This window comes from Streptomyces sp. NPDC028331, from assembly GCF_055565775.1.
Genome location: NZ_JBVHTR010000002.1, coordinates 41,903 through 53,964 on the forward strand (window position 1 = coordinate 41,903; position 12,062 = coordinate 53,964).

Below are 12,062 nucleotides of genomic sequence, written 5' to 3' on the forward strand. Positions count from 1 at the left end.
CCCGCGGCGCTCATGGAGACAGCACGTCGGACAGGAACGGTTCGACGGCGGCTCGCCAGGCGTCCGGCTGGTCGTAGTGGAGGAAGTGGTCGGCGTCGGGGACCTCCGCGTAGCGGCCGTGGGGGAGGACGCGGACCATTTCCTGGGCCTCCGCGCGGCCCAGTTCGCCGTCCAGGCCGCGGACGACCAGGGTGGGGCAGCGGACCTGGGCCAGTTCCTCCCAGTGCGCGTCGTACACCCAGGTCTCGCGGGACCTCAGCATGTGCTCCGGTTCGAAGACGGGGCGCCAGCCGTCCGGGGACTCGGTCATCACCTCGGCGTAGAACTCGCCGCGGGCCGGGTTCGGGCGCTCCACCCAGGGGTCGTCCTCGCCGAACCACTTCCGGACGTCGGCGAGTGTGGCGAAGGGGAGGGGCCAGGTCTTGAACCAGTTCTCCCACTCGCGCTGGGAGGCGGCGCCGAGTGCGGAGGCCCGCATGTCGCAGATGATCAGGGCGCGCACCAGGTCGGGGCGTTTGGCGGCGAGCTGCCAGGCGGTGAGGGCGCCCATGGCGTGGCCGATGAGGACGGCCGGGGCGAGGCCGAGTTGTTCGAGGGCGGCTTCGGCGTCCTCGATGTAGGCCTCGCGGGTGTAGCCGTCGGCGGGTTTGCCGCTCTGGCCGTGGCCGCGCTGGTCGAGGGCGACGGCGCGGTGCCGTTCGGCGAGCCGGCGGGCGGCGGGCGCCCAGTGCGAGGCGCGGCCCATGAGTCCGTGCAGTAAGAGCACGCCCGGCGTGTGTTCGCCGTCGCCGGTCTTGGGCGGGTCGGCGAACTCCCATGCGGCGAGGCGTACGCCGCCCGCCCCGGTCACGTCGATGCGACGCATCGTCCTGGCACCCCCCTGCTCCGCCGGGACCGCTCGCTTCCGCGTCGGGCGGTCGGTCCGCGCGCTGTGTCGTACGGGTCGTACTTCGGCTGTCGTGCTGCTCCTGCTGGTGTCGGCGGTCACCGCTGCCGCCGGGTGGGGCCGTCGGGCGGTGGTGCCTGGTGCTCTGGTGCTCGCTGTGCGACGAAGGCGTCTGCTGGTACAGCGCCCGGCCGGGCGAGATCGTCACCGCCCCACGCTATCGAATGGCTATTCGAAAGCGCCGTTTCCGGCGGCAACACCCCACCTTCGAGTGACCTCCCTCGAGGATTGGCCGCCGTCTGCGCGGGGAGATCTTCTGCGGGAGGCGGACCGCTCGGGGAAAACCGGTCCGAGGGGGACGACCCTGAGAGCTCGGGGCTCCGGGTCGACACAGGGGAGGACAGGCCCCGGTGCCCATGGGCACCGGGGCCCTCCCCGGGTCCGGGGCCATCTGCGGGGGCATATCCTCCCTCCCCTTTCCCGACCGTTTTGACATCGCTGTCATGTCCAGCCAAGAGCCCTCAGGTCATATGCCTCATGCGACAGCCTTGCATGCGAACGGCCCTGGCGCTGCGATTCGGCTCACTGAATCTTGATTGCAGTACGATCGCGGAACCATCACAACAGCCCCAGGAGTCACACGAGTTGCGCGGGACAAGCTGGGGTGAAGGGGGCGGAAGAGGGGCTGCGGGTCCTCAGGGCTTGGCGACGAAGACGTGGGACGCGATGTCCACCTGCAGCTCGGCCGCCTCGCCGCCGCTGCCGACCAGGACACCGCCCGCCGACTCCGTCACACTGACCACCGACCCGGGCTGCACACCCGCCCGCCGCAGCGTGTACATGAGCTGCGCGTCGGTCTGGATGGGCTCGCCGATGCGGCGCACGACGACCGTCTTGCCGTCCGTGCCCGGATCCAGGTCGGCCAGCGACACCATGCCCTCGTCCAGGAACGGGTCCGCCATCTCCTTCTCGCCGAGCTCCTCGAGGCCCGGGATCGGGTTTCCGTACGGCGACTCGGTGGGGTGGCGCAGCAGCTCCAGGACGCGGCGCTCCACCGCCTCGCTCATCACGTGCTCCCAGCGACACGCCTCGGCGTGCACCTGCTCCCACTCCAGCCCGATCACGTCGACGAGCAGGCACTCGGCGAGGCGGTGCTTGCGCATCACGCGGGTGGCCAGGCGGCGGCCCTCGTCGGTGAGCTCCAGGTGACGGTCGGCGGCGACCGAGACCAGGCCGTCGCGCTCCATCCGCGCCACCGTCTGGCTGACCGTCGGGCCGCTCTGGTCGAGCCGCTCGGCGATACGGGCGCGCATGGGGACCACGCCTTCCTCCTCGAGCTCGAGGATGGTGCGGAGATACATCTCCGTGGTGTCGATCAGTCCGGACATACGTGCCCCTCGAAGAGATCTGCCGGAGGCTCGACTGCTCACCGGCGTGTGCGTGGCCCTGGAGTCAATTCTGACTCATCCCACTGACAACCGGGGTGCGGCGAGGATTCCACGGCGGGGGACCAGGGGGCCGCGGGGCGCCACCACGGCATCCGGCGCGTCCTGGCGAGGCGCGGCGAGGGCATCCGGCGGCGGGCACCGCCGCGGCAGCGGGGCGCGCCCAGCGGGCCCGGTGGGTGCTGCGGGCCGTGGCGCTGCGGGAGCGTGGCGGGCCGTATTGACATCCCACTGGTCCAGACCGCAACGTGATCCGCGACACGGGCCGACTTCGAAGGGGCGTCGCCGATGACCGCAGAGCCGAGCGCTGGGGAACCGCAGGGCGGGGGCACGCCGGCGGAGCGGTTCTTCGACGCGGCGATCGGGTTGCTGCGGCGCGTCCGGGAGGAGGACGCGGAGGAGATCGCGGCGGCGGGCGCCCTGATCGCGGACACCGTGGCCGCGGGCGGCCGGCTGTTCGCCTTCGGCGCCGGGCACTCCTCGCTCGCCGCGCAGGACCTGGTCTACCGCGCCGGCGGCCTCGCCGTGATGAACCTGCTCCCGGTGCCCGGGGCCGTCGGCGTGGACGTGATGCCGGCGACTCTGGGCTCCGCGCTGGAGCGGGTCGACGGCCTGGCGCGCGCGGTCGTCGACGCCAGCCCGCTCCGCTCCGGGGACCTCCTCCTGATCATCTCCCTGTCGGGCCGCAACGCGCTGCCCGTGGAGATGGCGATCAGCGCCCGCGCGCTGGGCGTGAAGGTCATCGGGGTCACCTCGGTGGCGTACGCGGCGGAGACGGCATCGCGGCACGCGTCCGGCACGTACCTGAAGGACCACTGCGACATCGTGCTCGACTCGAAGATCGCGGTGGGTGACGCGGAACTCCGCCTCGACGGCATCCCGGCCCCCTTCGCCCCCGCCTCCACGGTCGTCACCACGGCCCTGCTCCAGGCGGTCATGGCGACGGCCGCGGCGAACCTCGCGGACCGCGGCATCGAACCGCCGCTTCTGAGGTCGGGCAACGTGGACGGCGGCCACGAGTGGAACGCCCGGGTGCTCCGGGAGTACGCCGACCGGATCTTCTACCACCACGGCTAGCCGCGCCCGCGTCTCACGCCCCGGGCCGCCCCTGGGCGACGTCGGCCAGGTCCAGCGCGGTGGCGATCCGTACCGCGACGTCCTCCGCGTACACCGCGTCCGCCCGCTCGAACCGGCTGCGCCCCGCACCCCGCAGAAACGTCACCACGCCCAGCGTCCGCCCCCGGCTGCGCAGCACCGCGCACAGGGCGTGCACCGCGTCCGCGGGCCACTGCCGGGCCAGCGCCCACGCCCGCGCCTGCGCCGGGTCGGCGGCGCCCGCGTCGGCCCGTACGGTTCCGGCGCGCTCCACGCACTGCAGGGCGGGATGCCCCGCGTCGTACCGCGCGGGCAGTCCCGCCTTCCCGGTGAGCAGGCTGGGCCCGGGTGCCCCGGAGGGCGTCTCGGCGGCCCGCACCAGCCGTACCGGCCCCTGCGCGTCGGCCGCCCGGCCGTCCGCCACCCGGTCGATCAGGGCGTGGTCGGCGAAGCCGGCGAGCGCGAAGTCCAGGTGGATCGTGGCCGCTTCGACCGGGTTCTCGCACTCGGCGGCCGCTCGTGCGGCACGGTGGAGCTGGTTGGAGCGGAAGCGCAGCAGGGCGGCCTCCTGCTCGGTCTGCCTGGCCTCGGTGACATCTTGGAACAGCCACCCGACCCCCAGCGGAACCGGTTCCTCCGCCAGCGGTGAGGCCAGCCGCACGAAGCCGCTGCGCCAGCAGCGCCGCTTGTCGCCCTCCGCGGTCCGCACGCTCACCCAGATCTCGGCGGGCGCCGGCGGTGCGCCCTCGGCGAGCACATGGGTCAGTGCGCTCTCCAGCTCCTCCGCTCCCTGCGCGAGCAGTTCGCCGAGGGGCCGTCCCAGCACGGCCGTACGCCCCATGCCGAGTGCCCGGGCCGCGTGCGCGTTGACGACGGCGGGCCGCAGATCCGCGTCCACGAGCACCACGCCCCAGCTCGCGTCCTCGAACAGGGCCTCGCTGAGCGCGATCGACCGCTCCAGGTCGATCTGCGTGTGCACCTCGCTGAACGCGCAGTAGACCCCGGCGGGTTTTCCGTCGGGCCCGCGCACCGCCGCGGACTGGGTCCGAACCAGCACCCGGCCGCCGTCCTTCGTCAGCAGCGCGAACTCGTGCACCTGCCGCCCGGGGGCCTGCATCGCGGACATCAGCCGCGCCTCGACCTCGGCCGCGTCGGCACTGCGCACGGCCCACCCGGCGAACCCGTGCCGTCCCACCGCCTCGGCCGCCGACCAGCCGAGGATCCGCTCGGCCTCCCGGTTCCAGTGCGTCACGACCCCGTCCGCGTCGAAGGCGCACAAGGCCGCGTCCATTCCGTCGAGCAGCGCGGCGAGAAGATCCGAACCGTCCCGCTCCGGCTCGTCCGGCCCCAGCTCGTCCGTGGTCCCCCTCCGCCGGGAAGCACTCACCCGAACCCCCCTGCAGCCTGCGCGTCCGCCCATACGGCACGCTCGTCCGCTCTCTCGCCCACATTCAACTCGACCGTGACCCAGCCCACATCTCCTTCACAGAAGATTGGGCGAATTCCTTGCGCCGGTCCCTCCGTCCCGCACCGCTAGCCCTTGCTGACCGCCGCCAGGATCTCCGGCAGCCGGCGGGCCGTGCGGGGGGCCGCGAGGCGGAGGCCGAGGAGGGTGATCAGGGCGCCGTAGGCGGCGCCCGCCGGCAGCAGCAGCCAGGTCCAGTCGTCGCCGCCCGCGGTGACGTTCAGCCAGATCGTCGCCGCGATCACGGGCGCGGACAGCAGGGCCGCCGAGACCATGCCGCCCACGACGGAGATCCAGGCGAGCCCGGCCTGCCCCGGGACGACGTTCTTGTAGCCCTCCTGCGGTATCGAGTACGGGAAGCGGGCCGAGGACCAGGCGCCGGTGGCCAGCATCGCGCCGAGCAGCGCGAACGACAGTCCGAGCACTTCGGGCAGCTTCTGCCAGGCGCCGAGCAGGGCGGTCGTGGCGACGGTGACGAGGGCGGCGTACGGCAGGGTGATCAGCAGCAGGGCCAGTGCCCGGCCGCGCAGTTCGGCGTGGGCGTCGCGGGTGGAGGAGATCGTCGTCGCGACCATCCAGAACGCGGAGGTGTCCTGCCCGAACTGGTTGTACATCTGGATGCCGAGCATGCCGGCCGCGAAGCAGGCGAAGTAGACCGATCCGGTGCCCTGCAGGGCGTTGAAGACGGGCACGATCAGCCCGATGGCGAGCGAGGTCACCCACGCCGCCTTGGTCTTGGGGTCGCGCCAGACGTAGCGCAGGCTGCGCTCCGTCACCGTGCCGGTGCGGCCCTCGGGCAGCAGCCGGGACAGGCCCGTGGAGGTGCGCTCCCGGGGCCCGGGTTCGGCGGCCTGGAGCGTGGAGGAGTCCGGCGCGGTCATCAGCTTCGTCAGGCTGCGCGACCACACGGCCAGCAGTCCCGCCAGCGCCGCGGCGCTCAGGGCCAGTTGGGCGGCGCCGGCGCCGTAGGAGCCCTTGCCCATGGAGTCCACCGCGCCGATGGCGGAGGCGGGCGGCACCCAGCGCAGGACGTCGGCCGCCGGGTCCAGCCGGGACAGCCCGGCCGAACCGAGCTCGCGCGCGCCGAAGTTGACGACCTGGGCGCCGACGGCGATGACCAGCCCGCTCAGTACGGCGAGGTCGCGGCCCTTGCGGCTGGTCAGCAGCCGGGTGTTGGCGGTGGCGACGGCCCGTGCGAGCGCCACGCAGATCAGCAGGACGAGGACGACGGCGACGACCGCGGTGGCGTACGCGGCCGCCCCGTGCGCCACGGAGATCACCCCTCCGGCGGCCAGGCACAGGGTGAGCAGCGGTCCGATGCCGACCAGGGACGCCACCAGCAGGGCCCGGACGAGGGGTCCCGGGCGCAGCGGCAGCATCACCAGGCGGGTCGGGTCGAGCGTCTCGTCGCCGCTGGGGAAGAACAGCGGCATCACCGCCCAGCCGAGCGCGACGACTTCGATGCCCAGCACGGCGACGGACGCGGCGTGCGCGTTGCCGCGCAGCAGGATCAGGCCGAGCAGTTGGGTGGCGGCGAACAGCAGGGCGAGGACGAGCGAGGCGAGGTATGCGGCGCGCCGCCCGGCGGACCGCCGCAGCCCGTTCCGCAGCAGGGACAGCTTCAGCCGTACCAGGACGGTCGTCAGGCCGGTCATCGGGCGCCGCCGCCGAGCCAGTCGAGGTCGGTTCCGGCGGTGCGGCCGCCGGCGCCGACCAGTTCGAGGAACGCCTGCTGGAGGGTGGGCGCGTCGCCGCGCACGTCGGCCAGCGGGCCGTGGGCGCGGATCCGGCCGGCGGCCATGACCGCCACCCAGTCGCACAGCGACTCGACCAGCTCCATGACGTGGGAGGAGAAGACGACGGTGGCGCCGGAGGCGGTGTACCGCTCCAGGACGCCGCGGATGGTCTGCGCGGAGACCGGGTCGACGCCCTCGAACGGCTCGTCGAGGAAGAGGACTTCGGGGTTGTGGAGGAGGGCGGCGGCGAGGCCGATCTTCTTGCGCATCCCGGTGGAGTAGTCGACGACGAGCTTGTGCTGGGCGCCGGCCAGGTCGAGGACGTCCAGGAGCTGGGCGGCCCGCTTGTCGACCTCGGCGCCGGGCAGTCCGCGCAACCGGCCGATGTAGGCGAGCAGTTCGCGCCCGGACAGCCGCTCGAAGAGCCGCAGGCCCTCGGGCAGCACCCCGATGCGGGACTTCACCTGAACGGGGTCGCGCCACACGTCGTGCCCGACGACCTCGACGGTGCCGCGGTCGGGCCTGAGCAGCCCGGTGACCATGGACAGCGTGGTGGTCTTCCCGGCTCCGTTGGGCCCGACCAGCCCGATGAACCGCCCGGCGGGCAACTCGAGATCCACCCCGGCGACGGCAACGTGTTCCCCGAACCGCTTCCACAGGTCATGCACGCGTACGGCGGCGGGAGCGGTCACTGTTCCCTCGTTCATGCGAGAACCCTACGGCGCGGGGCGCCCCGTGAGGGGCGCGGGACAGTGCCTGTGTGCGGCTCCGCCGCGGCGGGGGCCCCTGTTCGAGCGAAGCCGAGAACTCGGGCGAGCGGGCGACCGCGACGGACCCGTCGTCGGCGGCGGCCCCGGAGGCCGGGCGGGCGGGACGGCGGACGGTTACCGATCCCTGCCGCACGCATACGCCAGCGGCGACACCAACTCCTCGGCATCCGGCAGCCACCGGTTCTCGGCGGTGGGCCGCCGGGCCCACTGCACGGCCCCCCGCGACCCGAACCGCGTGGGCGGCGCGGCCACGTACGCGCCCTCGCCGAGCGTGGCCAGGTCGAGCGAGGCCGGCTGCCAGCCCAGTTTGCGCAGCAGGTCCGGCACCTTCGCGGACGCGCCCGGCAGCACGAAGAACTGCATGCGCCCCCCCGGCGTCAGCGTCACCGGACCGAGCGTCAGCTCCATGCGTTCCATGCGCGCGAGCGCGAGGAAACCGGCGGTCTCCGGGACGTCGATCGCGTCGAACGTGCGCCCGGTGGGCAGCAGGATCGACGCGGTCGGCTGCTCGGACCACAGTCCGCGCGCGACGGTCGCACTGCCGGTCGCCTGCGTCGCCCAGTCGTCGTGTGCCGGGTGCGCGCCGGGCACGGGACACGCGGACTGGCCGCAGGAGCAGCGGTTCATCCCGTCGACGGCTTCCAGCCAGGTGCCGGGGAACACGTCCCAGTGACGCTCCTCGACGTAACGGACAGCGGCATCCAGGAGTGATTCGCCGCGCTGCTTCGGGATGTGGGCAGCTTCAGGGCCCGCGATGGTCTCTTCCACGATGAACTCAACTCTAGCGGTCACGCGGGGTTACGCCTCCCTGACAGGGTGCCGTTCCCCCTTCCGGGAATGCTTTTTGAGCACGTCCTTTTTATCCGACATGCGCCGGGGAGGAGCACTGTCCCCGTGGGCGGGGCGCATGGATGCACGGGTGGGGGCGCGCACGGGGAACGGCAGCGGGGGTTGGGTAACCAGGTGGGGGGTGCGGGATCAGCCTTTACCCCGGCAATCCTCGCATGTCTCGCATCAGGGGAATGTCCGCTGGGCATCGATCTTCAGGGCCGGATCTTTTCGGTGCACCGGCCACGCGGCGAACCGAGCCAGGAAGTAGGGGGTACGCCATGGCCGCCAGGCCTCTTGTCGCACGGCAGCCGAACGAACGACTGCAGGCGCTCATTCAGGAAGCGGGCTGCTCGAACGCGGGGCTCGCCCGCCGGGTGAACATGTGCGGCGCGGAGCACGGCCTCGATCTGCGCTACGACAAGACGTCCGTGGCCCGCTGGCTGCGCGGACAGCAGCCGCGGGGCCGCGCCCCGGCGATCACCGCGGAGGCGCTCGGCCGCAAGCTGGGCCGTACGGTCACGATCGACGAGATCGGCATGGCCAACGGCAAGAACCTGGCGTCGGGCGTGGGCCTGCAGTTCTCGCCGACGGTGCTCGGCGCCATCGAGCAGGTCTGCGAGCTGTGGCGCAGCGACGTCGGGCGCCGGGACTTCCTGTCGGGGTCCTCGGTCGCCGCCTCGGCGCTCGTCGAGCCGAGCCGTGACTGGCTGATCTCCGGGCCGGACCCGCAGGTCGCGCGGTCGGCCGGGCCGCGGGTGGGGCAGTCGGACGTGGACGCGGTGCGGGCGATGACGCAGGCCCTGGTCGACCTGGACCACCAGTACGGCAGCGGGCATGTGCGGCCGGTCGTCGTGCACTACCTCAACAGCGTCGTCTCCGGGCTGCTGGCCGGGTCGTACCGGGACGCGGTGGGACGCGAACTGTTCGGGTCCGTCGCGCGGTTGACGGAACTGGCGGGGTACATGGCGGTCGACACCGGGCAGCCGGGGCTCGCGCAGCGGTACTACATCCAGGCGCTGCGGCTCGCGCAGGCGGCCGGAGACCGCGGGTACGGCGGCTATGTGCTCGCCGCGTCCATGAGCCACCTCGCGGCGCAGCTCGGCAACCCGCGTGAGATCGCGCAGTTGGCGCGGGCGGCGCAGGAGGGGGCGCGGGGGCGCGTCACCCCGCGCGCGGAGGCCATGTTCTACGCGGCGGAGGCGCGCGGGCATGCGCTGATGGGCGATGTGCGGGCCACACAGATCGCGTCCGGGCGTGCGGTGACGGCGCTGGAGGCGGCCGACGCGGCGTCCGGGGACGACCCGGCGTGGATCGCGCACTTCGACGAGGCCTACCTGGCCGATGAACTGGCGCACTGTCACCGGGATCTGGGGCAGGCGGAGGCGGCGGCCCGGCGGGCGGAGGAGTCGCTGGCGGGACATCCCGAGTCACGGGCCCGGCGGCGGGCGATCGGCCTGGTGCTGCTCGCCACCGCGCAGGTGCAGCAGCGGGAGGTGGAGCAGGCGTGCCACACCGGGTTGAAGGCCGTGGAACTGCTCGGCACGCTGCGGTCCAGCCGGGGGGCGGAGTATCTGGACGACCTGCAGCAGCGGTTGGAGCCGTACCGGGAGGAGGCCGTGGTGCGGGAGTTCGGGGCGCGGTTGGAGCTGGCGGCGGCGTGATGCCTCCGGCGGCTGCGGAAGCCTGCCCGGCGGCGGTTGTCTGACGTACCCGGGGTTGCGGGCGCCGTCGCGGGGCTTCGCCCCGGGCCCCGGGGGCGATCGTCGCTGGGGTGGCCGGTGGCTTGTTGGTGCGGGTTGTTGGGTGGCTGGGCGCGCAGTTCCCCGCGCCCCTTGGGGGGCTGTCCGGCGGTTGTGTGACGTAGCCGGGGTTGCGGGCGCCGTCGCGGGGCTTCGCCCCGGGCCCCGGGGGCGATCGCCGCTGGGGTGGCCGGTGGCTTGGTGCGGGTTGTTGGGTGGCTGGGCGCGCAGTTCCCCGCGCCCCTTGGGGGCTTGGCGTGCGCGGTGGTTGTGGGACGTGGCCGGGGTCGGGGTGCCGGCGGCGGGGGTCCACGCCGGGTCCGGAGTGTGCCGCAGGAGTGACGGATGTCTCGTTCGTGCGGGTTCGTGGCTGGTCGCGCCCTTGTGGTGGGGCCGCATGTCGATACGGCCCCGCGTCCCTGCGGGGTGCTCCGCCCTGTCCGGCGTAGCACCCGTCATGGGGACCCGGTAGCGTGAGCCGACGATTCCGAAGGTCCCCCATTCGTAGGAGTCCCGGTGACGCAGAGTGGACAGGGCGAGGAGCCCTCGGCGCGGCCCGCGCGCGAAGGCATCGTGCTGCCCTCCGACGGCGGCGCGCCCCTGCTGCCGGGCCGGTCGGGCGGAGTGAACGGTTCCATATCCCCCGCTCCCGCACCTGCGCCCGGCCCGGCCGGCGGGCAGGCCTGGGGGCAGCCGTGGGGGCCGGGGCAGGCTGCCCAGAACCAGAACCAGCACCAGACCCCGCACCACGACCAGCACCAGCAGTGGGGAGCGCAGCCGTCCTGGGACGGGGCGGACCCGCGCTCGGCCTGGGGTCAGCAGCCGCCGTCCGGCACGGGACAGCCGCTGCCCGGGCAGCAGAGCGCCGGTGCCGGACCCCTGCCCCCGGCGGCCGGCTCCGCCGACGAGGGCGCCACGCAGTACCTGCCGCCCGTCGCCGCCGCCCCGAACGAGGCCGCGACCCAGTACATACCCCCGGTGGCCGCCTCCCCCGACGAGGGCGCCACCCAGTACATCCCGCCGGTGGGCCCGGGCGCGCTGCCCCCGGAGATGCCCGCGGACCAGGCGACCCAGGTCCTCGGCCGGGCCGCAGCCGGTCCGCTGCCGCCCGCCGCCGACCCCGACGCGCAGGCCACGCAGTACCTTCCGCCCGTGCCCGGGCAGCCGTACGCCGTGCGGCCCGGGGCGCCCGGGCAGGCGCCGCCGTCCGAGTTCGAGAACCTCTTCCGTGACGGCGCGGGCGGGGGCCCCGAGGCCACCCGGCATCTGCCGCCGTTCGACGGCGCGGGCGCCCCCGGCGCACCCGCGGGCGTCGGCGCCGACCAGGGCGGCGGCCGTACCCGCTCGCGCGTCCCCCTCATCGCCGGCATCGGCGTCTGCATCGTCGCCCTCGGGATCGGGGCCGGCGCCATGCTGAGCGGCGGCGGCAGCGACGGCAAGACCGACAACAGCAAGTCCGTCGCCGCGACCGGGCCCGCCCCGGACGCCTCGCAGTCGGGTGCCGCCGACCCGGCCCGGGCGCAGGCCGCCGCCCTGGACAAGCTCCTGGCCGACAGCGGAAACAGCCGCGGCGCGGTGATCAGGGCGGTCGCCAACGTCAAGGCGTGCCAGAACCTCGACCAGTCGGCCGGTGATCTGCGGGACGCGGCCCGGCAGCGCAACGACCTGGTCACCCGGCTGTCCGGACTCCAGGTCGACAGGCTGCCCGACCATGCCGCGCTGACCACCGCGCTCACCAGCGCCTGGAAGGCGTCCGCGTCCGCCGACACCCACTACGCGGCCTGGGCCGACCAGGTCTCGGGCAAGAAGGGCTGCAAGAAGGGCCAGGCGCGCGTCACCCCCCAGGCCCAGGCGGGCAACCGGGACAGCGGCACGGCCAGCGCCCAGAAGGCCAAGGCCGCGCGGCTGTGGAACGTCATCGCGCAGAAGTACGGGCTGACCGAGCGCCAGCCGACCCAGCTCTGAGCACGGCGGTGGGGGGGGGGGGGGGGGGGGGGGGGGGGGGGGGGGGGGGGGGGGGGGGGGGGGGGGGGGGGGGGGGGGGGGAGGGGGTGTTTGGTGGTCGGTTGTTTTTTTTCGTTCGCCTGCCGTGGCC

Annotated in this window: 9 protein-coding genes; 3 read left to right on the forward strand and 6 right to left on the reverse strand. The window is 73.9% G+C overall.

From position 1 onward, the window contains the following. Window positions 1-10: 10 nt before the first annotated feature. Together ACZ4SW_RS02345 and ACZ4SW_RS02350 are read right to left on the reverse strand one after the other, a co-directional pair. Window positions 11-865, reverse strand: a complete 855-nt coding sequence (locus tag ACZ4SW_RS02345) for an alpha/beta fold hydrolase (protein ID WP_468236798.1) — start codon at window positions 863-865, stop codon at window positions 11-13. Between the two features lie 716 nt (window positions 866-1,581). Next, entirely contained in the window at window positions 1,582-2,274 is a 693-nt protein-coding gene (locus ACZ4SW_RS02350; RefSeq protein WP_468236800.1) for a metal-dependent transcriptional regulator, read from the reverse strand. Between the two features lie 345 nt (window positions 2,275-2,619). On the opposite strand from ACZ4SW_RS02350, the gene ACZ4SW_RS02355 reads away from it, so the two are divergent. Next, a complete protein-coding gene (locus tag ACZ4SW_RS02355) occupies window positions 2,620-3,408 on the forward strand; it encodes an SIS domain-containing protein (RefSeq protein ID WP_468236804.1) in 789 nt (262 codons plus the stop codon). Window positions 3,409-3,421: 13 nt separating this feature from the next. Here the strand turns inward: ACZ4SW_RS02355 and ACZ4SW_RS02360 are convergent, their stop codons facing one another. The 4 genes from ACZ4SW_RS02360 to ACZ4SW_RS02375 form a co-directional block, all read right to left on the reverse strand. Beyond that, on the reverse strand, window positions 3,422-4,813 hold the full coding sequence (locus ACZ4SW_RS02360; RefSeq protein ID WP_468236807.1) for a PAS domain-containing protein: 1,392 nt from the start codon (window positions 4,811-4,813) through the stop codon (window positions 3,422-3,424). 146 nt (window positions 4,814-4,959) lie between these two features. Then, on the reverse strand, window positions 4,960-6,546 hold the full coding sequence (locus tag ACZ4SW_RS02365) for a transporter (protein WP_468236810.1): 1,587 nt from the start codon (window positions 6,544-6,546) through the stop codon (window positions 4,960-4,962). Next, a complete protein-coding gene (locus ACZ4SW_RS02370; RefSeq protein ID WP_468236813.1) occupies window positions 6,543-7,334 on the reverse strand; it encodes an ABC transporter ATP-binding protein in 792 nt (263 codons plus the stop codon). The genes ACZ4SW_RS02365 and ACZ4SW_RS02370 overlap by 4 nt, the downstream gene beginning before the upstream one ends. Before the next feature lie 177 nt (window positions 7,335-7,511). Next, window positions 7,512-8,165, reverse strand: a complete 654-nt coding sequence (locus ACZ4SW_RS02375) for a bifunctional DNA primase/polymerase (protein WP_468237579.1) — start codon at window positions 8,163-8,165, stop codon at window positions 7,512-7,514. A gap of 341 nt (window positions 8,166-8,506) precedes the next feature. Here ACZ4SW_RS02375 and ACZ4SW_RS02380 point away from each other — a divergent pair, with 341 nt between their 5' ends. Together ACZ4SW_RS02380 and ACZ4SW_RS02385 are read left to right on the forward strand one after the other, a co-directional pair. After that, window positions 8,507-9,889, forward strand: a complete 1,383-nt coding sequence (locus ACZ4SW_RS02380) for a transcriptional regulator (protein ID WP_468236816.1) — start codon at window positions 8,507-8,509, stop codon at window positions 9,887-9,889. Between the two features lie 594 nt (window positions 9,890-10,483). Continuing rightward, on the forward strand, window positions 10,484-11,932 hold the full coding sequence (locus ACZ4SW_RS02385; RefSeq protein WP_468236818.1) for a hypothetical protein: 1,449 nt from the start codon (window positions 10,484-10,486) through the stop codon (window positions 11,930-11,932). The last annotated feature ends 130 nt before the right edge of the window (window positions 11,933-12,062 follow it).